Origin of the sequence: Parafrankia sp. EUN1f (genome assembly GCF_000177675.1) — a bacterium.
Lineage (GTDB): Bacteria > Actinomycetota > Actinomycetes > Frankiales > Frankiaceae > Parafrankia.
In genome coordinates this window covers 1-17112 of record NZ_ADGX01000176.1, presented here as the reverse complement: position 1 = coordinate 17112, position 17112 = coordinate 1, and the positions used below count along the sequence as shown (strand labels likewise).

Genomic DNA, 17112 nt, shown 5'->3' with positions numbered 1-17112 from the left:
TCGACGGGGGCGGCGTCCGGGGTGTCGACGTCGTAGGCGGGCAGCAGCCGGTCCCAGATGGCTGCTTCGTCGCCGGCGGGCGCGTCATGGAGCCACTCCGGGAGAAGCCGCATCCCGTACTCACCCTCGGGGAGCACGAGCCCGTCAAAGCCGTCGTCGCCGCCGCCGAGAGCGACACCGAAGGCGAGGTACGCCGTTGGGCTGGCCATCAAACCTCTTCCGTGGTGGTGGGGTGGAGCGGGCTGGAGGAGACGAGCTGCACGGGCACCTCGTCTTCGTGGGGGCACGCGGCGCAGCCGGACGGGATGCCGTGCGCGCCGTTCTCGTGCATGCGGCAGACGTTGATCCGCCGGTCGTGGTCGTGGGTGCAGCGGAAATGAGCGGCGTGGGTCGCGCCCATCGCGCACTGGACTGGTTCGGGGCCAGCGAGGAGACCGGTGGCGAGCACGTCGCAGCGGGTCGCGCCGTCTTCCCGGCCGGAGCACCAGTGGCACAGCCGCGGGGAGCCCTGCGGGTCCGGGACGGGCAGACAGGACACGTCCGACTGCCGGCCGGTCGGGCACGGGTCGTCGGCGGTGCAGCCGCACACCCGGCAGGAGGGCGAGGCGGGGGCCGGGGCGGTCATGCGGAACCGAAGTCGAAGGACATGAAGCCGTCGTCGTCCTCGTTGTGGAAGAACCCGAGGGCGTCGAGCCGCTTCTTGTCTTCGTCGCTCACCGTGGAGTAAGCGACGCAGACATACAGCGTGTCGTGCGCGCAGAAGGTCGGCGAGGACGGGTTGCCGTACCGGCGGAAGATCGTCAGTGCTTCGATCAGCGCGTCGAGGCCGGTCGGCTCGGCGGCGGTACCGGGCTCCGGGACGACGTCGTAGGTGCTGGCCCACACACCGGACTCGATCGGGTAGTTCTCGCCCTGTACGCCTTCGGCGATGTACGAACCCAACGGGACGTTGATCCACGAGTCGTGCAGGTAGTCGTACACCTGCGCCAGGCCCTCGGAGCCGTGGCCGACGAACCCGAGGCCGGCTCCCGAGGGGACCGGGCCGCAGAACTCGGCGATCTCCCGGGCGCGTCCCGGGGTGCCGTCCCAGAGGATCATCCGGATCGGGATGGGCTTCTTCACTGCGGTGATCACGGTCATGGGGTGGGCTGGTCCTTCGCGGGGGTGATGGTGAGGGTGGGCCGGTCCAGCCACAGGTCGTCATGCAGCTCCGGCTGCGAAGCGGAGATGTAGACCTGGGAGCCATCCATCCGGCCCGGGTCGACAGTGCCGGTCACGGTGACCGTGACCCGGGTGCCGAGAGCGGGCCGTCCGTGCTCGTCCCGCTCGACGGCGGGGGGCCGGGCGACAACTCTCAGGTCCAGCTCGGCGGTGAGCCGTTCGAGCTCGGCCGTCGTCTCGGCCCACCGCGCGGCGGCTTCCGGTCCGACCAGCGCCTCGGCTGTGATCGACCCGGGCGCCGGCGTGCCGGCGTCGCCGAGGGCGCGGCGAAGGAGGAACGCTGCGCGCCGCAGGCCGGCGGCCGAACCGCGGCGCCCTGCGGCCTTACGGAGCCCGGCCGGGGTGGTGTTCGTGTCGCCGAGTGCCAGCTGGTCGGCCTCGGTGTCGAGTCGGGCGGCAAGGTCCCGCGCGGCGGCCAGCAGCCCCTCGGCCGCCAGGGCGCGCTCCTCCATCACGAGGAGGCCGGCGGTCACCCGGTCCAGCTCGGCTCCGAGACGGATAGCGGGGGATGTCTCGTCCGGGCCCCATGCCTCCAGCCGGTTCGCGCGGGCCGTGGCGTCGCGCCGCTGGCAGACGAGATCGCGGATCCGGGCACGGAGCCGGCCGCGGGCATCCTCAGCGGCGTCGGCGCGGCGTTCTGCGGCTTCCCGTGCCTGGTGCGGGGTGAGCCGGCCGGCGCGCTGCAGCCGGAAGATGAACTCGTCCATCTCGCCCGCGCGGCTGACGGTCATCTCGATGCCACGGCCGTCCGCCCGGCCTTCGTCGACATCGGCCGGCATCGAGATCGGTGTCTCGGCGTAGTTCGGGGCGTCGCCGAGCATGCCGCGGGCGGCTGCCGCCCACAGGGCGACGACTTCCCGGGCCGGTTGGAGGGAGAGGTGGACGCCGTCCGGGCCGGTGGTCATCTCCCGGAAGAGACTGGTTCGCTCGATGTGGCCTTCGACCGCGTGCTGGAGCTGCTCGGCGAGGTCGGCGATGGTCTGTTCGGCGCGGCGTTCGTACTCCATCCGGTCGACCGACCAGTTCATGCCGTCGACGGACAGGTGGTAGCCGAGGTGGTCCGGGGGGCCGATGCACACCCCGTGGTGCCACGGGTTCGGGTCCGAGTTGGGGCGGTTGGTGCCGGTGGAGATGTGGGCGCAGCCGCCTGCGGCGCGAACCTCCCGGGCCAGGGCGATCGTGGTGTCGTCCGGGCGGCTGCTCGGGTAGTAGACCGCAGCGGCAGCCGTCAGGCGGGCGCCCAGGTCGTCAGGCAGGTCAGACATCGGGTGTTCCTTCGGCTCTGCTGGTGGCCTTGCGGGCGGCTTCGAGTGCGGCCGTCATCGCCCGTTCGACCCGGCCGCCGGGCCGGAAAGCGCGCTGGGGCATGCCGATCGCTGCCCGGTAGGCGGCGAGGGCGGCGGACAGCTCCCGGGTTTCCGGGGCGAGGTCGGGGGCCGGTTCGACGTCGAGGTCGTAAAGCCGGCGGAGAACGTCGCCGACCGCGCTCTCGTAGGCGATGGCGTACACCTCGGGCTCGCCGACAGACGGGGTGAAGCCACGGAGCCGGGCGAGACGCTCCCGCCGATCGGCCAGCTCGGCGCGGAGCTGGTCGCGCTCCTGCTCGGCTGTCTTGGCACGCTGACGTGCGTCGTCGCGTTCGATGCGGACTAGGCGGCCGGCGGAGATCGCGAGCCGCTTCGCCATCTCCAGCCGGCGCCGCCCATCGGGTTCGACGGCCATCTTCAGCTCGGCGGCCTCGGCCTCGGCCGCCGCGGCGGTGTGCTGCAGGGCGGAGACCTCTTGCACGGCGTTGTGCAGGACGTCGGCATCCACCCGGTCAGGTGGGCCAGCGGGGAACACGGCGGTGAGGAGGGCGCGGAGCTCGCGGACGAACCGGCCCTCGGAGTCGTCGATGGGTGTGATGAACAGGCAGGTGTGCTTGACGTCGCCGCTCATCCGGCCAACTCCCACGGGGCCAGCACGTCGAGCGTGAGCACCTCGGCGTCGGGCCCGAGCCGGCCGGCGGCTTCCCGCGCGGCCGGCTCCTGCAGGTGCGCGCCGCCGAACGGGCGGATCCCGTTCGTGTCGGGCGCACCGACGGCGAGGAACACCCGGGTGGGCGGGGGCTGGTCGTCGGTGAAGGCGGTCTCGGCGTCTTCCAGGGCCCGGCGGGCCTGGGCGATGTGGCGTCGGGCGGACTCCGGCCGGCCAGTCTGGGCGCAGGCACGCGCATGGCTGGCGTGGGCGGTGGCGGCGACTAGCAGGTCGACTGCAGCGGTACTGGCCACGGGCTCACACCTCCTGGTCTGTGCGGAACGGGAGGGAGTGCTCGGGGCGCAGGGAGCGCCAGAGCGCGGGCAGGGAGGAGTAGCCGTCGAGCTCGCGGAGGACCGCGCCGCGTACCAGCGGGGTGAGGCTCTGCAGGGAGGCGAAGAACTGCTTCCGGTCATCGCGGAGGCGGTCGCGGGCGCCGAACTCGATCTGCACGGTGTCGTGGAGGCTGGCGAGATCGGCTTCCAGGCCGTTGCGGACGCCGCGGGCCCAGTCGTCGAACTCGTCCGGGACCTGCGCGAGGAGCTCCGCGAACGGGCCGCCTTCGACAGCGCGGAGGCGGGTGATGTCGGCGGCCGGGCAGCCCAGGGTCTGGGCGAGTTCTTTGTCGGTGAGCGTCGCGGCGAAAAGCTCGACGCCGGTGTATCGCCAGACGTCGCGGGCGCTGGTTCCCGTAAGGGCCCTATGCAACCGGACATAATCGGCCATCTTGATCTTTACGCGAGTACCGGAGGCGAACCGAACGACGTAACCTTCTTCCTCCGTTCCGGAGACGGTCCGGCCTCGGTGCGTGCGGCTCTCGGTCGCCAACGCAGCGATTTCCCCGAGCGGGGGCAGGTCGACGTCGCGCCAGTGGGATGCGGACAGACCCCACGGCCAGCGGGTGGCGGTGTCCTCGTAGTCGAGTTCGGCGCCGTCGGACTGGATGGCTGCGAGGAATGTGAGCCCTTCTCCGTCGAGCCCGTAGTCGACGACGATCCTGTTCTCGGCGTAGATCATCTCGGCGAGATAGGTGACCTCGGGATTCAGGTCAGCTGTGTTCGCGAGGTCGAGCTGCCGTTGAGCCCAGAGCGCCTGTTCGCTGGCGAACGATCCCTTAGAAGCGGCGTGCCACTTCCCATCGAAGTGAAAGATGATTGCGAGTGAGCCATCTATTTTGCCGAACAGCTCGAATGGCTCGTGTAGCGGGAGCGGCGGCGCGTACGGCCTCCCCGCTAGGTGCTCCCCGTAGTTGAAGAACTTCTCGAAGGGCCGGGCGATGACACGGCCGCTGGCGCGGTGGACGACCAGGCCGCGGCACCGTGTGGTGATCGCGTCCCACTCGGCCTTGTACTGGCAGGTCCGGGTGTAGGTGAGGATGTCGAGCGGCAGGTCGGGGTGGGGCTTGCGGGTGACCAGCCCGGCCGTGATGTGCCGGTCGAGCTGGTCGAGGTCGAACAGGTCGTAGATGTGGACCGGCGCGGGGGCGGTGGTGGTCATCAGAAATTGCCTTCTGCGACTTGGAAAACGGTCAGGCCGATCTGGCGCCAGCCCGCAACAACGGAAGCCCGGTCGTCGAAAACCCCGGTAACCCGGTAGTTGTGGCGGATCTCCCGATCGAAGATCTCCATCTTCACGATGAGGTCTTTGCGGGAGTCGCCAATGGCGCGCATGAACAGGCCCTCGTGCGGGCGGCGGACGTAGGAGGAGAGCCAGGCGTGGGTGTCCGCGCGGCAGCCGGCGGAGCGGCCGGACAGGTAGATGATGCGGTGGCCGGCGGACTGCATTGCCTTGACGGCGATGATGACCGGCCAGTTCGGCAGGTCCTCAGAGACGCGGTTTTCGTCGTACGGGTCGCGTCCGTTGTGGAGGCACAGGGTGCCGTCCAGGTCGACCAGAATGGCGTCCGGCTTGCCCTCGGGCAGGGTGTAGGGCAGGAACACCGGCGTGGGATGGATCTTGGGGAGTTCGAGGGGCAGCTTCTTCCCTGCCAGGAAACGGCGGTGCTGGTTGCGGATCGCCTGCTCGCCCACCCGGGCGCCCGTGACCGCGCCGGGCATGGGCTCCGGGCGGAGCGTGTCACGGCGGACGCACAGCTCCACGTCGACGTCGGTCAGGTCGAGTACGGAGAACAGGGCGCCGGCCCGGAGCGCGGTCTCCATCCAGTGACGTACGTACTGGGCGGCCAGGTTCATCTCGTCGACGATCACGTTCACGCCGGCGCGGAGCAGGGTGTTGACCTGGGCGTCGCGGACGGCGGTCACGTGCTTCTCGCCTGCGGTGTCGCCGTAGGTGAGGCCGAGCTGGTCGCGGAGCGGGTCGCGGCTCACCACCACGGCGCGGTGGCCGGCGGCGCGGAGCTGGTCACGGCGGCGGCGGGCCGCGGTGCTCTTCCCGGAGCCGGGCAGGCCGCGGGTGATGGTCAGGGTGGGACGGTCGGTCACAGCCTCCGCTCCCTGATCGGCCCGCCGGCCTGCGGTTCGACGTAGCCGGTGCCCGCGCAGTGCCCGCACGGCGTCTCGGCTACGGCCTCCGCAACATCGGCACACACCTCCGCGGTGAATTCCTCCAACGTCGCGAGAGCGGCAACGACGTTCTCCCCGCGGATCTCACGCCCGAGATGGACGGTGAAGTACAACGTTCGCCGGTCGGGCTTGTTCTCGAAGCGGGGTCGACGTGCCCGGGGCCCGGACACGTCCACCCGGATCGTTCGTCCCGGCTGGTAGGCCCGGCGGACCGTGAGGTTGAACTCGTGCGGGTTGCTGTGATCCCACCAGTCGATATCCGCAGTTGGAACCGCGCGCCGGACAGCGTCTACCAATCCCCGCTGATAGCCGGTCAGCTTGCCGGGGAACAGCCGGCCATATTCCGGCCAGTTACCCAGCACGTAGGGAAGATCCGGTGTCCAACTGCAGCCGGAAGGAAGAACCGGGAGGTCTCCATCCAGGAGGATGGCGTCGGAGATCTCCAGGGTGACAATGTCGCCGGGAACATCCTCACGGATCGTCCGGTACAGGAGCCCGAAGGTCTCCCAATCCTGATCCAGCCTTTTCCTGCCCTCCTCCACGGTGAGGGTGAGCGGGTACTTCGCCGACTCGGTTTCCGGGTCCTCAAGCTGGTAACCGGTCACGCGGGTGCTACCAGGAAGGTGTGCGTGGAGCGGGCCCGCTGTGCCGGTGGGGACGATCCACCAGTTCTCGACCGGCAGCGCCTGAAGGCGTGTTCCGTCGGCGGTGGTCCATCGGTCGATGGAGGTCCAACTTCCCTGGGGCTTCGCGGGGACGTCGGCACCGCGGTCGTTAAGGCCCTCCGTGGTGCTGGGCAGATGGTAGGCGGTGCGCCCATCGGGCAGCCGGATGGCGAAGCGGTCAGGCATCGGAGGTCACCGGCTTCCCGCCACGGAGAACCAGCGTCAGGCCGGCGGGGAGGTCCTCCGGGCCGATGAAGACGCCGTCCGAGCGGACCCATGGGTGGTAGTCCCGGGGGGCGTCGGGTGCGTAGAAGAACGTCCGCTCGTCGTCTTCGGCGGTGACGACGTCGCCGGGCTCGGCCATGGCCGGGTCGTACGGCGGCGGCGGGGTGACCAGCCGGCCGTCGCGGAGCAGGAGCCGGGTGTCCTCGGGGAAGGCACTGGCTCCGTACCAGTCCCAGTCCCTGCCGCTTTGCATCGTGCCGGCCCAGGGCTCGTTGTCGTCAGCGATCAGCGTCCACACACGCCCCGTTGAGGGCGAGAAGGCGACGTCGCCCTGCTGGTAGGGCGCCCCGTCTTTGAAAGGGATGCCGGGCAGGTCGTCCTGAACAGTCATGGTCGTTTCCGTTTCTGCTGGTGTCCGGGCCTGTACCGGCGCTGTCCCGACCCGATCGGGGGGGAAGGTCGGGACAGCGCTGGAACCGGTCCGGGGGTGGGGGCTGGTGTCGACCGGCTATGCCCCCGTGCGGGTGCTGCGGTGAGTCCCGCAGCAGACGGCCATCCGCCAGCCCCGGACCGGTCTCAGTAGGCGCAGGTGTGCTTGATGTAGACGGCCGGCACCTGCACGGCCTCGGCGCCCGGCCACAGATCCGCCGTCAGCCGCCGGACGGTCTCCTCGTCCCGGTTGCACTGCGGGGAGCCGCGGTAGAACAGCAGCAGGAGCTCGCCGGCTTCGTCGCGGACGGTGGACCACCAGTAGTCGGCGTAGATCTTGTAGATGCCCGTTTGGGGTGTCGTGAGGTCTGCCGCGGGGATCGTTCGTGCGTGGGACAGGCCGATGCTCATCGCGGTCTCCTCTCTCTCGCTGGTGCTGGTGGGCGGTCTGGTGGGCGGGGCGGTCTCGGGGAGTGACACGCCCCGCCCGGGTCTCAGCGGCCGGCTTGGGTCCGCCAGTACCGGGCTGTCAGCCGTGGGTTTGTGGACCGGATGAGATGCGGATTGCGCGCGCGGAACTGGGCGGCGGCCCGGCGGGCGTTGCGGAGCAGGTGGTCGACGGGGACGGTTAGGCCGGATCCGCTCCACGGGTCCTGGGCGCTGCACGGCCCGCCGTGGCCGGCCGACCCGACGAACGCGACCGGTTTTGCCAGGTCGGCCAGGCAGGGCTCGCAGGGCGCCAGGGCCGGGCTGTTCTGCCGGGCGAACGCGGCGAACCACTCCTTGCGCCGGACGTCCACGACGGACATGTGGACTGGGCTCCTCTCGGCTGGTGATGGTCTGGGCGGGTGGGGCGCCCCGTTCACGCGCCCCACCCGGGTCTCAGGGGAAGGTCAGAACGGGGATTCGCCCGTCACGGGGACATCGGCGGGAAGCTCCGGAGTGCAGTCCGGGCACGCCTGGCCGTCCTCCGGCCCATCCGCGATGGAGCCGTAGCCGCCGCAGGTCTTGCACGGGAGCTGGGCGCGGACCAGGTCCGGGTCGTGCATCTCGCCGCGCTTGGCTGCGATGCGGAGCAGCTCGCGGCCGAGTTCCTCCATGCCCCGGAAGTCGAAGAACTTCAGGACCGCGCCAACCTTGTCGCCGTCCGGGTCGGGCAGGACGATCTGGACGTAGCCGCCCGAGCGGTAGCGGGCCATCACGCCGGCTTCCAGGTCCGTGCCGTACGGGTAGCTGTCGGCGTCCCCAATGTCCACCAGGGGGAGACGGACGTAGGCGGGCGGGTACTGGGCGACAGCCCCGATGTCGATCACGTTCTTTCCGCTGCGCCGAGCGACGAGGGCGGCGCCGAGGGGCTCGCAGTCTTCGCGGGTCATGTCGTCCCTTCCGGGGCAGGTGGGGCGGGAAGCCCCGGGTTGAAGATCGGTTCGGTGGTCTCGCCTTTGCAGCGGACGCAGGTGACGCCGTGCTGGTCGACGCCGTCACCGACGCAGAGGGCGCAGGTCACCGGATCGGCTTCTGCTGCTGCCGTGCGTTCTCGCGGCGGGCGAGGGCCTCGCAGCCGGCGGCTGACCACTCGTCATCGGCCGCGCGGTACCTCTGCGCGTCGCGGAGATACCGGCCGATCCGGGCGGCGCGGATCTCCTCCGGGGTGCGGGGCAAGTGGGGGCCGTGGAGGTCCATCAGCCGACCGCCCGCAGGTGCGACCGGTACGGGTAGCCACCCCAGACGACTCCCGGGGAATCGAACGGGTCCTCGGTGTCTTTGGGGATGTGCCAGGCCTCGGCGGCGATGCGGCGGGCGGACAGCCATTCCCCCGTCCACGCACCGTCGGAGGTGATTGCCGATGCCTGCTTGGCGAGGAGCCGTACGCGGAGGAGGAATGCGCAGAGGTAGCGGTCCCATGGCAGGTCGCGGCCAGACGGGACTGATTCGATGTCCTCCCCGTCCACCGGGACTGCGGGGCTTTCCGGGGCGTACAAGGTGAGGATGGGTACGCGCAGGTGGGGGACGTTGAACGTCACACCGCTGGTGCCGGCCTGAGTAGTCAGGTCGACGCCGTTCCGCGCAGCCCCCACCGTGATCGTGATGGCGGAGGCTCGGATCTGCCCCCAGACCTCCGCCCATTCCGGGTGGTGGGGGGCGTAGGCGATGGTGTGGATGTACGGGCCGCCCGTCATGACCCGGCCTCTGCCGTCTTTCCCAGGGAGAGGCGGACGACCCGCTCCTCGTAGGCCGTGGCGTGGGCGATGCCCTGGCGGGAGAGCCGGTTCGCTTCCCGCCAGTTCCCGCTTCTGCTGGCCTTGCACCAATCCAGCCAGGTCGCGACCAGCCGTTCGGCGGCCTGGGCGCGGGCCTCGGGGATTGTTTGCCCGCGGTAGCGGCGTCGCGCGGCGCTCAGTTCCTCGCAGGTCGGGGTGTCCGGGCCGGCGCCGGCGGCGTCGGCGAGCCAGCGAGGCCAGGTCCCCGGCACGACATGGTCCTTGTCGATGCCGAGGGCTGCGGCGAGCGCGAGCTGGGACGCCGAGTCCGGTGTGACGCCACCGTGCTCCCAGCGCCAGACCTTCTGACGGTTCGCGGCCATGGGAGTACCGGCCGCTCCCGCTATGCGGGCGATGCGCTGGGCTGTCTGCTCGTAGGTCCAGCCCTTCCGCTCACGGATGACCGTGAGCGGGTGGGGGGCTGCCTGCTCGGCGGCGGTCACCCGGCACCACCCGTCTGACCGGGGACGGCGGCCTCCAGCTCGGCGATGCGGGCCGCGGCGGCACGCTCGTGCGCTACAAGGAGCCGCACGTCGACAGCGGCCATGAACAGCTCGCCGGCCGTGACATCCTGGTTGAGCTGGGCGGCGGTCTTGACTTGGTGCTCAGCGAGGCGTGCGCGGACAGCGGCGACGGTTTGCAGGTCTCGGTACCGGCCAGATGCGGAGGCGAGGGTGTGCGGTCCGGGGGTGACAGCGCCGACGTCGATCGTGAAGGTCACCGGCCTACCGCCCGTCGCCCGGATCCGCCGACACGGCGACTACCGAGGTCCGCGCGGGCACCGGCAGCGGAACCGGCGCGCCAGCCGGAGCCGGAGTAGCTGTGCCGAAGCGTCACCGTCTTCGGGTAGGCGGTGGTGTACGCCGCCTTGACCAGGGTGGAGCGGTCCGCGAGCACGAGCGCGACGCTCGTGCCGGCGGGGGCGATGTCCTCTGCCTGCTGCTGCGCCGACCTTTCGGTCGCCTTCAGCCGCGCGACGATCTCGGAGCGGAAGCCGTTCATCCAGCTCCGCCGGTACGCGCGGACGTTCTCCCGCGGGTTGACGGGCCGGGCGGTGGCCAGGCCGTGTGCCTGCTGGACGAGAAGCGACGTGAACAGCAGCTCGGCGCGTTCGACGTCCTCCGCCATCCCGAAGACGTGGACGCTGAAGCGGCCTTTGCTGCCGGGGATAAGGATCCCCTTGCAGCGCAGCGCCTCGGCCACTCCGTAGAGGAGTCGGGCTTTCTCTTTCGCGTATGGCGCTTCGCAGGCGACCATGCGGTCGATCGGCTTGGACTCGACTGGGGCGTGTGCGGCGAGGAGCGCCTGGTCGATGCCGTACTGGGCGATCAGCTCGGCGGCCTTCGCGTTGTACGACTCCCGGGCGGCGTCGGTGAGGTCTTCGGCCTCCGCCATCGCCAGCAGCTTGCGAACCTTCTCCAGCTTGTCGACGGCCATCAGGCGGCAATCAGCTCGGGCGCCGGGGTTGGGGCGATGGCGGCGGCGAACTCGTCGACGGTCACGGTCGTCGCGATCCTGATCTCCGTCCGGGCGAGGATCGACCGGACGGAGATGTGCACCTTGACGTCGTTGATCACGTGGAAGCGGACTTCAGTGTCCGGACGGATCGCGGCGAGCGCGGTCGTCACGCGGAGGTCGGCGTCCCCAGCCGGGCGGAAGCAGATCTCCGCCTCCGCGCCGATGTAGTCGGCATACTGGGCGGAACGTGGGGTGAAGGTCACGTCATCGACCGGGCCGATTTCCGCCACTACGGCTGCGGCGACCTTGGCCATGCGGTCGAGAAGCTCACCGCTGATGATCTCCATGTACGCTGCTCCTGTCTGTGGGGCCGTCGTCCGTGATCTCTGCCAGGGGATCGGGTGGCGGCCCTTCGTCATGTCCGGGCTGTGGCCCCACAGTAGTCCTGAAAAGTACTAATCGCAAATCGTGAGACACAAGATTTGCCCACCAGGCGGCGGGTCCGGTCAGGACCCGCCAGCCAGCAGGACCGCCTCCCGGCACCGCGGGCACGGCCTCAACGCCCCGGCTGGCAGCGGGTTCCCCCGCGGGCTCAACGCCCCCGGCGGAGCGGGCGCCATCCCTCTGTCGCAGGCAGGAGCCTCGGGAAACAGGGGATCGGGGGCGAGATGAGTACAGGTGCAGCCCTTCGTCCCGCAATGCCCTTCACGCTCGAAGTCCTCCCGGGTCCGCCGGGCAGGTGCTGCTGCGACCATCTCAAACCCCCAATCCCTTGACTTTACTAATCAAGAATAGTACTGAAGTGTGGGCACGGCTAGACGCTGGTCGGGTTCTCGCGGCGCCACGCTTCGGCGCAGATTTCAACCAGGGCCCGACGCTGCGGGGAGGTGTTCAACGCCCCGCCCCACTGCCGGGGAGGCACGTAGCCGTTCCACAGTGCCGGAGAGGTGAAGCTGAGCGGGCCCGCAGTGAGCTTCTCGGCCAGGTCCGGATGACGGGAAACCAGGGCGGCGGCGCGGGCTTTCGCCTCCAGTCCCTGAGTCCACATCGCTGCCTGCCGTTCCGTTTCGGACGGGATCGCGATGCCTGCTTCGCGGCGCTCCCGATAGTCGGCGAGGTCGGTCGGCGACGTCATCAGGACCCCGCCGCCTCGTAGCCGTTCTGCGCGGCCCACGCGCGAAGCGCGTCGGCGGCCTGCGTTTTCTGGATGTCGGTTGCCGGGCCGTAGTCAGCGCGGGCGGGGATCGTCCGGCCGAACCCGGATCGGCGGATCTGCACTTTCACGGCTTCGGCCCGCGGCCGGTCGGCATGTACGGCGGCCTGGGCCTCACGTTCGGCGGCTTCCACACCCGAACCTCCTTCGAGGGCCTTCGGTGTCCGCTTGGCCGCTTCGAGCGCGGCCAGCGGGGTCATAAGCGCGGCCTCAGTCTCCCGGACGGACACGGGCGTGTAGGCGTCAACGAAGCGTCGGTGGGCGTAGCCGTCCCGCCCGTCAATCGCCTCCCAGCCGATCCCGTTCTCGTGTGGCGACATCGTCTTGTACACAGCGGGATGGATCGAGGGCTCCGGACCGGTGCGCCGGTTCAGCCAGCGGTTCATCTCCCGGGCTTGCGCGTAGGCGGCTTCGGTGTCGGGTGGGAGGAGTCCGCGGGCCGCGATGACGCGGCGGCGGATGTCCCCAACCTCGATCCAGGGGCCGCCGATCACAAAATGGGCCCGGACGGCCTGCGCGGCGTCGATGAAGGGGACGTCGGCCAGCAGGTCATGCCAGGCATCGCCGGTGCCCGGGGTGTCGTCGGTGCTGGGGACGATAGTGAACTTCGGCGACAAAGCGCGGATCAAGTGGAGCAGCTTCGAGACTTCAGCGCGGGTCATCCTGTCCCCTCGTTCACAACCTGGCCGTCGATGACCTCGTGGTTGGCGCTGCCGAAGAAGCCGCCGCTGGCGAATGGGTCACGGATAGCGGATCCGGCCGCGATGGCGGCTTCTTGCGCGAATGCTTCATCGGAGCGGGCGCGGCGGTTCATGGGCAGGACGTTCCCGGCCTCGGATTCGGCTATGGCCTGCTGGACGAACGTGGGAAGCATTCCCGGCCCGCAGCGGGCCCGGTTGCGCCACAGGAGCCGCAGGCCGTCCAAGATCTGCTCCTTGGTGAAGCCGTCGTCGAGCAGCTCGTCCGTGATCGTCAGCAGCTTCGACCGGTCGCGGCGTGGCAGCGGATGCGAGAGTGCGCCGGCGTACTGGTCGATGAGCTCGTCGGCGACTCCCGTAAGCACGGCGGCTCGGGTGTCGCCGGAGCGTGCCTCCCGTTGCTTCGACGCCCGCATGTCGGTCGGGCCGCCCTCGCGCGCCTGCGCGCGGGTCGTGCCCTTGGTTGGTGGTTGGTAGGTCTCTTGGTCTAGTACTTGGTCTTCCTTATAGGGCATTGAGCCAACTTCCGGTTGAGACTGTTGGATCTTCCGGTTGAGACCGGTCGATCTTCCGGTTGAGACCTCGTGATCTTCCGGTTGAGCCCGGTCGTTCTTCTGGTTGAGGTCCGCATCCGCGGCCGGCGGATCGGCATCGACCGGCACTGAAACGGGGACCAGCGCCGCGTACGTGCTCGCCGCGACCGTCCCGTCTCCGCGCCGGTGGCCGCGGGCTGTGCGGGTGAGGTAGCCGTTTTCCTGAGCCCATGCCAGGTGGCCCGAGACCGCCCGGGTACTGATCCCGACGGCGGCGGCAATCGTCGACTCCAACACCCGCGCGTTGGACCCGTCAGAGTCCATGTAGGTGCCAAGGGTGAGCAGGACAGAGAGGCGGTACTTCACAACGTCCGGGTCGGAGCGGAGTCGGATTCCCCAGACCCGGGTGGAAACACGGCCGGACTCGCTCACCAGGCGCCACCGGCGGCGTGGGCGCTAACACAGACGGCCGGAATCTCGCAAAGTACCTTCGGGCGTGGCAGAATCATCGCCAGATACGCCCCTCTCTGTTCTGTTCCAACAGGGGGTGGTGCGTTGCGCGGCCAACCGGCTGGTAACCGGCCCGCGTGTCGTCCGGAAGGGGCGACCCCGGACGGGTGGCTGATAACCCCCGTCCGGGCCCTCCCGGCAGCGTTCACAGTACTCTCCACGAATCGCGTTTGGTACTTGCTGTCGGTCAGGACCAGCCCAAGGTGAGCTGCCCCTGGCTGCGCCACACCTCCGTCGGGTCCAGCTCGGCGCGGAACCGGTCACCGCGGAACAACTCGGCCACGACCACCAGCCGGCAGGCCAGGCAGCCGTCAGCCCCGTACCGGACCATCAGCGCCCCGGGACGGCCCCACGGCGCGACAGCACGGCCGGTGGCCTGGGCCTGGTCGGCAACGTCGGCGCCACACCCCTCACAGCTCTGATCGAAACCGTGATCGCCCAGGATGCGTAGCTGCGGCCCCCACGGCCCCCAGCGGATCGGCTGATCGGCGAGGCTCCCTGGGAGTTCCAGCCCTGCGACCCGCCCGGCCCACACCTGCTCAGGCGTGGGCGCGAGCGTGAGACGCCGGCTCATGCCTGCTCGTCGCCGAACAGGTCCGGCGCGGCCACCTTGCCCTGCTCCGACGCCTGCCACCGCTTCTCGTATTCGGCAGCCGCGTCCCGACATCCACCCGTACGACGCAGATGGAACGACGGCGACGGCGCCCCGGGCAGGAGCAGGTTCTCGCCGGGGAACGTCTGGGAGGCCTGTCGGTGGCTGATCGGCTCCTGGCAGTGCCAGCAGCACCCCGGCCGCACCGACATCAGCTCGTCGACACGCTGCATCTCGCGGGCAGCCTGCCGGGCGGCGTCAACCTCCCGGCATGGGTAGAGCTCGCCGCAGCGTGCGCACACCGGGTGGTGCTCGTCGACGGGATACCAGGCAGCCCAGCCTCGGTGCGGCCAGGGCAGATGCCTGCGCCGGCCGCCAGCGGCCGGGCAGACCTCCACCGTGCGAGGACGGTTCGGCCAGGTTTCCGCCTGGCCGTCCCAGTCGACGAGCGCCGCGAATATCTCCCGGTACCGGCTGCCGATCGGCTTGCGGCGAGCCCAGTCACGGCTACGCAGGTCCTTCTGCATCCCCGATGCGTGCTTCGGATCCCAGTTCGCCGTGTGCTTCTCATGGACGGCGACGACACGCCACAGGATGCGGTCGTTCGCGAGGAGGATTCCGGGCTCAGGCGGAATGATGTCGAGCCCGGAGAAGATCACCATCCCCGCGGGTACCCAGTGCTTCACTGTGTCGGCTCCTTCCGGGCTTCGAACTGGGAGCACGCCGGCCACCGGCGGCTGATGTCCGTAGCCCCTCCCCGTGTGGCGTTCAGGTCGCATTTCCAGTAGTCGCGGGCGGCCCGGTCGTGCCGGAACAGGTGGTCGCAGTCCCGGCACCGCTTGCCCTCGTTCACGGGCAGCAGGCGGGCGCCGGTGACCGGGTGCACCCCGCGGGCGAGGTCTGCGCGCCGCCGGGCGGCGAGCTTCTGCTCACGGGACGGCGCGGGAACCTCCGGCCCAGCGTCGGCCTCGTCGAACAGTCCGACCTGCCCGATCACGCCGCACCCGACAGCGCGGCGAGCAACTCGCGCGGGGCAGCCCACGACGTGCCCCATCGGGACGGCTGCGCCGGCGGGACAGGCCCGGGGACGTAGCGGAGACAGGCGCAGTCCCGGCTGTAGGTCTCGCCGCAGCGGGCCGGGCCGACCAGCCAGGCCGTGGGGTTGTTCTCGCGGTCGTGCCAGCCCCACGGATGCCCGCACACACAGTCCGCGTGGTGGGCCCGGTCATGTCGCGCGGCGAGCCAGGCCGCACGGTCGATGTCGGGGAGGCGCCGGCTGTCGGGGTGCAGCAGCAGCCACACAGCTGGCCCGGTCTCCTCGGGGCCGATCGCGCGGGCGCGGGCGGCGTAGTCGTCGGGCATGCAGCCGTCCCAACCGGCGTCGTGGCCGGAGACGTAGGTGGGTCCGTCGGTGCAGGGCCTGGCGCAGCGCCCGCATTTCACGCGGGTCCAGTCAGGCTGCCCGCTGGCGGTGAGCCCGCCGTCCGGGAATCGGCCGCGGGGAACGGGAAGGCCAGTGCAGCAGTCGAGGCGCCAGTTGGCGGCACGGTCGGCGCGGAGCTGGGTGTAGATCACGGCCCGGTCGAGGTCGGCAGCGATGTCGCCCGCCAGGTCGAGCTGCGCGGTCACCACGGCCGAGGTGTCGGCTGTCTGGCGCCGGCGGGCCCCAGGTCGGCGCGGCCGGGGCGCGGCAGCGGCGAGGTCACCGAACAGGTCGGTCTGCACGCTCACCGCCTGACCCCGACCGGTCGAACTCGATGGGTGAGGTGCCAGCCGGCGCAGTGCTCGCACTCGTACACCCGCAGCGGCCCGGCCGCGCGGGAGCGGCGCATCGCCGCGGCGATGGCGGTCTGATACGCCAGATAGATCACTTTCCCCGGGCGGCCAGGCGTCTTGGTCGCCACGCACCGCGGGTGCTTCCGCTGCCTCATGCGCCACCGGCCGGGGCCAGGACCAGACGGCGGCGCGGCGGGCGGGGCGGGCGGGAGTTCCACCAGACACAGAGCCACGCCGCAGCGACGACCGAGTCGAGCACCGCCCAGGCATGGTCGTGCCGCGTCCAGTCGACCAGCGCATCAGCTGCGAGGAGACACCCCGCCCACAGCCCGTACGTCCGGTTCAACACCGCACGGGGGATGCCGCGCAGCAGCGCCCGGCAGAACAGGGCGCACCACCCGATCTCCGCGAGGTTGAGCAGCTGATTCGCGATGCCGAGCCCGGTCACCGCCCTGGCCCCTGCGGGTCGGGGAGCAGGCCCTGAGCGCGCGCCATCGCCCGGTAGCGGACAACAGCCCTGGTGGACACACCCAATTCGTCGGCGATCTGACCCGCGGTCCGGTGGGCACGGGTGAGCTCGGCGGCTACCCGTATCCGCCGCACGACGGACACCGAGTCGGTGTCCACGCTGCAGGCGCTCACATCCTCTCCTCGGAGGCCGGGTGGATGCCGCCCTGGTCGTCGAGGAGAACCCGGGCACCCCGGTAGAGCACCGGGGCCGCGGCCGGGTCGTCGCCGCGGTGGACCTGCCAGCCGTTGTCGTACCGGTCGGACGCTCCGTCAGCCAGCGCGTGACATCCGGCGGAGGCGTCCGGGCCGCACACGGCGAGCAGGTTGGACAGCCGGTGTGTGCCCGGGTCGCTGGTACCTCCGGTGCCACGCCGGGCCCGGTGCTGGATCGACCGCCAGCCGGGCCGGAGCGGCTCGCCGCCAATCTCGCACCGGCCGTCGGCGCGCTCATACACGGCGGCCCGGGTCTCTGCGGGCAGCCGG

At 70.6% G+C, this 17112-nt stretch carries 29 protein-coding genes and 1 pseudogene; all 30 read right to left on the bottom strand.

Annotation, left to right across the window (positions count from 1 at the left end; genetic code table 11):
* Positions 1 to 209 (bottom strand): annotated as a pseudogene (locus tag FREUN1FDRAFT_RS32960) (hypothetical protein); the annotation flags it as partial.
* Positions 209 to 625: a hypothetical protein gene (locus FREUN1FDRAFT_RS32955; protein ID WP_006544681.1), complete on the bottom strand. Its 417-nt coding sequence runs from the start codon at positions 623 to 625 to the stop codon at positions 209 to 211. The gene FREUN1FDRAFT_RS32955 and the pseudogene FREUN1FDRAFT_RS32960, both read right to left, overlap by 1 nt.
* Positions 622 to 1140 carry a hypothetical protein gene (locus FREUN1FDRAFT_RS32950; RefSeq protein ID WP_006544680.1) on the bottom strand — a complete coding sequence of 173 codons (519 nt, stop codon included), beginning with the start codon at positions 1138 to 1140 and terminating at the stop codon, positions 622 to 624. Before FREUN1FDRAFT_RS32950 ends, FREUN1FDRAFT_RS32955 begins: the two co-directional genes overlap by 4 nt.
* The gene (locus tag FREUN1FDRAFT_RS32945) at positions 1137 to 2486 is read right to left on the bottom strand and encodes a hypothetical protein (RefSeq protein ID WP_006544679.1); all 1350 of its coding nucleotides are present in this window, start codon (positions 2484 to 2486) and stop codon (positions 1137 to 1139) included. Before FREUN1FDRAFT_RS32945 ends, FREUN1FDRAFT_RS32950 begins: the two co-directional genes overlap by 4 nt.
* Entirely contained in the window at positions 2479 to 3159 is a 681-nt protein-coding gene (locus tag FREUN1FDRAFT_RS32940; protein ID WP_006544678.1) for a hypothetical protein, read from the bottom strand. Before FREUN1FDRAFT_RS32940 ends, FREUN1FDRAFT_RS32945 begins: the two co-directional genes overlap by 8 nt.
* On the bottom strand, positions 3156 to 3491 hold the full coding sequence (locus tag FREUN1FDRAFT_RS32935; RefSeq protein ID WP_006544677.1) for a hypothetical protein: 336 nt from the start codon (positions 3489 to 3491) through the stop codon (positions 3156 to 3158). Before FREUN1FDRAFT_RS32935 ends, FREUN1FDRAFT_RS32940 begins: the two co-directional genes overlap by 4 nt.
* Positions 3492 to 3495: 4 nt before the next feature.
* Entirely contained in the window at positions 3496 to 4734 is a 1239-nt protein-coding gene (locus FREUN1FDRAFT_RS32930) for a T4 RnlA family RNA ligase (RefSeq protein WP_006544676.1), read from the bottom strand.
* On the bottom strand, positions 4734 to 5678 hold the full coding sequence (locus tag FREUN1FDRAFT_RS32925; RefSeq protein ID WP_006544675.1) for an AAA family ATPase: 945 nt from the start codon (positions 5676 to 5678) through the stop codon (positions 4734 to 4736). Before FREUN1FDRAFT_RS32925 ends, FREUN1FDRAFT_RS32930 begins: the two co-directional genes overlap by 1 nt.
* Positions 5675 to 6610 carry a hypothetical protein gene (locus tag FREUN1FDRAFT_RS32920; protein WP_006544674.1) on the bottom strand — a complete coding sequence of 312 codons (936 nt, stop codon included), beginning with the start codon at positions 6608 to 6610 and terminating at the stop codon, positions 5675 to 5677. The genes FREUN1FDRAFT_RS32925 and FREUN1FDRAFT_RS32920 overlap by 4 nt, the downstream gene beginning before the upstream one ends.
* Positions 6603 to 7040, bottom strand: a complete 438-nt coding sequence (locus FREUN1FDRAFT_RS32915) for a hypothetical protein (protein WP_006544673.1) — start codon at positions 7038 to 7040, stop codon at positions 6603 to 6605. Before FREUN1FDRAFT_RS32915 ends, FREUN1FDRAFT_RS32920 begins: the two co-directional genes overlap by 8 nt.
* Before the next feature lie 185 nt (positions 7041 to 7225).
* Complete coding sequence (locus tag FREUN1FDRAFT_RS32910) at positions 7226 to 7489, bottom strand: hypothetical protein (protein ID WP_006544672.1); 264 nt, start codon at positions 7487 to 7489, stop codon at positions 7226 to 7228.
* 83 nt (positions 7490 to 7572) lie between these two features.
* Complete coding sequence (locus FREUN1FDRAFT_RS32905) at positions 7573 to 7887, bottom strand: hypothetical protein (protein ID WP_006544671.1); 315 nt, start codon at positions 7885 to 7887, stop codon at positions 7573 to 7575.
* An 84-nt stretch (positions 7888 to 7971) separates the two neighbouring features.
* Complete coding sequence (locus tag FREUN1FDRAFT_RS32900; RefSeq protein ID WP_006544670.1) at positions 7972 to 8454, bottom strand: hypothetical protein; 483 nt, start codon at positions 8452 to 8454, stop codon at positions 7972 to 7974.
* A gap of 127 nt (positions 8455 to 8581) precedes the next feature.
* Positions 8582 to 8761 (bottom strand): hypothetical protein, encoded by a 180-nt coding sequence (locus tag FREUN1FDRAFT_RS32895; protein ID WP_006544669.1) that lies wholly within the window; start codon positions 8759 to 8761, stop codon positions 8582 to 8584.
* Positions 8761 to 9258, bottom strand: a complete 498-nt coding sequence (locus FREUN1FDRAFT_RS32890) for a hypothetical protein (protein ID WP_006544668.1) — start codon at positions 9256 to 9258, stop codon at positions 8761 to 8763. Before FREUN1FDRAFT_RS32890 ends, FREUN1FDRAFT_RS32895 begins: the two co-directional genes overlap by 1 nt.
* Positions 9255 to 9782: a hypothetical protein gene (locus tag FREUN1FDRAFT_RS40400; RefSeq protein WP_006544667.1), complete on the bottom strand. Its 528-nt coding sequence runs from the start codon at positions 9780 to 9782 to the stop codon at positions 9255 to 9257. Before FREUN1FDRAFT_RS40400 ends, FREUN1FDRAFT_RS32890 begins: the two co-directional genes overlap by 4 nt.
* On the bottom strand, positions 9779 to 10060 hold the full coding sequence (locus tag FREUN1FDRAFT_RS32880; protein WP_006544666.1) for a hypothetical protein: 282 nt from the start codon (positions 10058 to 10060) through the stop codon (positions 9779 to 9781). Before FREUN1FDRAFT_RS32880 ends, FREUN1FDRAFT_RS40400 begins: the two co-directional genes overlap by 4 nt.
* Positions 10057 to 10776: a DUF2786 domain-containing protein gene (locus tag FREUN1FDRAFT_RS32875; RefSeq protein WP_006544665.1), complete on the bottom strand. Its 720-nt coding sequence runs from the start codon at positions 10774 to 10776 to the stop codon at positions 10057 to 10059. The genes FREUN1FDRAFT_RS32880 and FREUN1FDRAFT_RS32875 overlap by 4 nt, the downstream gene beginning before the upstream one ends.
* On the bottom strand, positions 10776 to 11144 hold the full coding sequence (locus FREUN1FDRAFT_RS32870) for a hypothetical protein (protein ID WP_006544664.1): 369 nt from the start codon (positions 11142 to 11144) through the stop codon (positions 10776 to 10778). The genes FREUN1FDRAFT_RS32875 and FREUN1FDRAFT_RS32870 overlap by 1 nt, the downstream gene beginning before the upstream one ends.
* Positions 11145 to 11611: 467 nt before the next feature.
* On the bottom strand, positions 11612 to 11932 hold the full coding sequence (locus FREUN1FDRAFT_RS32865; protein ID WP_006544663.1) for a hypothetical protein: 321 nt from the start codon (positions 11930 to 11932) through the stop codon (positions 11612 to 11614).
* Positions 11932 to 12672: a hypothetical protein gene (locus tag FREUN1FDRAFT_RS32860; RefSeq protein ID WP_006544662.1), complete on the bottom strand. Its 741-nt coding sequence runs from the start codon at positions 12670 to 12672 to the stop codon at positions 11932 to 11934. Before FREUN1FDRAFT_RS32860 ends, FREUN1FDRAFT_RS32865 begins: the two co-directional genes overlap by 1 nt.
* Positions 12669 to 13370, bottom strand: coding sequence for a hypothetical protein (locus FREUN1FDRAFT_RS32855; RefSeq protein WP_198144550.1), 702 nt, complete (start codon positions 13368 to 13370; stop codon positions 12669 to 12671). Before FREUN1FDRAFT_RS32855 ends, FREUN1FDRAFT_RS32860 begins: the two co-directional genes overlap by 4 nt.
* 568 nt (positions 13371 to 13938) lie before the next feature.
* Positions 13939 to 14325 (bottom strand): hypothetical protein, encoded by a 387-nt coding sequence (locus tag FREUN1FDRAFT_RS32850; RefSeq protein ID WP_006544660.1) that lies wholly within the window; start codon positions 14323 to 14325, stop codon positions 13939 to 13941.
* Positions 14322 to 15029, bottom strand: a complete 708-nt coding sequence (locus FREUN1FDRAFT_RS40395; RefSeq protein ID WP_006544659.1) for a hypothetical protein — start codon at positions 15027 to 15029, stop codon at positions 14322 to 14324. The genes FREUN1FDRAFT_RS32850 and FREUN1FDRAFT_RS40395 overlap by 4 nt, the downstream gene beginning before the upstream one ends.
* Entirely contained in the window at positions 15026 to 15340 is a 315-nt protein-coding gene (locus FREUN1FDRAFT_RS32840) for a hypothetical protein (RefSeq protein ID WP_006544658.1), read from the bottom strand. Before FREUN1FDRAFT_RS32840 ends, FREUN1FDRAFT_RS40395 begins: the two co-directional genes overlap by 4 nt.
* Entirely contained in the window at positions 15337 to 16074 is a 738-nt protein-coding gene (locus tag FREUN1FDRAFT_RS32835) for a hypothetical protein (protein ID WP_157475695.1), read from the bottom strand. Before FREUN1FDRAFT_RS32835 ends, FREUN1FDRAFT_RS32840 begins: the two co-directional genes overlap by 4 nt.
* Positions 16071 to 16247: a hypothetical protein gene (locus tag FREUN1FDRAFT_RS44490; protein ID WP_157475694.1), complete on the bottom strand. Its 177-nt coding sequence runs from the start codon at positions 16245 to 16247 to the stop codon at positions 16071 to 16073. The genes FREUN1FDRAFT_RS32835 and FREUN1FDRAFT_RS44490 overlap by 4 nt, the downstream gene beginning before the upstream one ends.
* A 23-nt stretch (positions 16248 to 16270) precedes the next feature.
* Complete coding sequence (locus FREUN1FDRAFT_RS32830) at positions 16271 to 16567, bottom strand: hypothetical protein (protein ID WP_006544655.1); 297 nt, start codon at positions 16565 to 16567, stop codon at positions 16271 to 16273.
* Positions 16564 to 16761 (bottom strand): HTH domain-containing protein, encoded by a 198-nt coding sequence (locus FREUN1FDRAFT_RS32825; RefSeq protein ID WP_006544654.1) that lies wholly within the window; start codon positions 16759 to 16761, stop codon positions 16564 to 16566. The genes FREUN1FDRAFT_RS32830 and FREUN1FDRAFT_RS32825 overlap by 4 nt, the downstream gene beginning before the upstream one ends.
* A partial coding sequence (locus FREUN1FDRAFT_RS32820; RefSeq protein ID WP_006544653.1) for a hypothetical protein occupies positions 16758 to 17112 on the bottom strand: 355 nt, incomplete at its 5' end. The genes FREUN1FDRAFT_RS32820 and FREUN1FDRAFT_RS32825, both read right to left, overlap by 4 nt.

Excerpts from the sequence above, each read along its gene's own strand:
- FREUN1FDRAFT_RS32890 (WP_006544668.1), bottom strand. The coding sequence starts at position 9,258 with ATGACGGGCGGCCCGTACATCCACACCATCGCCTACGCCCCCCACCAC.
- FREUN1FDRAFT_RS32955 (WP_006544681.1), bottom strand. The coding sequence starts at position 625 with ATGACCGCCCCGGCCCCCGCCTCGCCCTCCTGCCGGGTGTGCGGCTGC.
- FREUN1FDRAFT_RS32870 (WP_006544664.1), bottom strand. The coding sequence starts at position 11,144 with ATGGAGATCATCAGCGGTGAGCTTCTCGACCGCATGGCCAAGGTCGCC.
- FREUN1FDRAFT_RS32875 (WP_006544665.1), bottom strand. The coding sequence starts at position 10,776 with ATGGCCGTCGACAAGCTGGAGAAGGTTCGCAAGCTGCTGGCGATGGCG.
- FREUN1FDRAFT_RS32940 (WP_006544678.1), bottom strand. The coding sequence starts at position 3,159 with ATGAGCGGCGACGTCAAGCACACCTGCCTGTTCATCACACCCATCGAC.
- FREUN1FDRAFT_RS32850 (WP_006544660.1), bottom strand. The coding sequence starts at position 14,325 with ATGAGCCGGCGTCTCACGCTCGCGCCCACGCCTGAGCAGGTGTGGGCC.
- FREUN1FDRAFT_RS32900 (WP_006544670.1), bottom strand. The coding sequence starts at position 8,454 with ATGACCCGCGAAGACTGCGAGCCCCTCGGCGCCGCCCTCGTCGCTCGG.
- FREUN1FDRAFT_RS32895 (WP_006544669.1), bottom strand. The coding sequence starts at position 8,761 with ATGGACCTCCACGGCCCCCACTTGCCCCGCACCCCGGAGGAGATCCGC.
- FREUN1FDRAFT_RS32930 (WP_006544676.1), bottom strand. The coding sequence starts at position 4,734 with ATGACCACCACCGCCCCCGCGCCGGTCCACATCTACGACCTGTTCGAC.
- FREUN1FDRAFT_RS32915 (WP_006544673.1), bottom strand. The coding sequence starts at position 7,040 with ATGACTGTTCAGGACGACCTGCCCGGCATCCCTTTCAAAGACGGGGCG.
- FREUN1FDRAFT_RS32950 (WP_006544680.1), bottom strand. The coding sequence starts at position 1,140 with ATGACCGTGATCACCGCAGTGAAGAAGCCCATCCCGATCCGGATGATC.
- FREUN1FDRAFT_RS32945 (WP_006544679.1), bottom strand. The coding sequence starts at position 2,486 with ATGTCTGACCTGCCTGACGACCTGGGCGCCCGCCTGACGGCTGCCGCT.
- FREUN1FDRAFT_RS32920 (WP_006544674.1), bottom strand. The coding sequence starts at position 6,610 with ATGCCTGACCGCTTCGCCATCCGGCTGCCCGATGGGCGCACCGCCTAC.
- FREUN1FDRAFT_RS32860 (WP_006544662.1), bottom strand. The coding sequence starts at position 12,672 with ATGACCCGCGCTGAAGTCTCGAAGCTGCTCCACTTGATCCGCGCTTTG.
- FREUN1FDRAFT_RS32905 (WP_006544671.1), bottom strand. The coding sequence starts at position 7,887 with ATGTCCGTCGTGGACGTCCGGCGCAAGGAGTGGTTCGCCGCGTTCGCC.
- FREUN1FDRAFT_RS32865 (WP_006544663.1), bottom strand. The coding sequence starts at position 11,932 with ATGACGTCGCCGACCGACCTCGCCGACTATCGGGAGCGCCGCGAAGCA.
- FREUN1FDRAFT_RS32910 (WP_006544672.1), bottom strand. The coding sequence starts at position 7,489 with ATGAGCATCGGCCTGTCCCACGCACGAACGATCCCCGCGGCAGACCTC.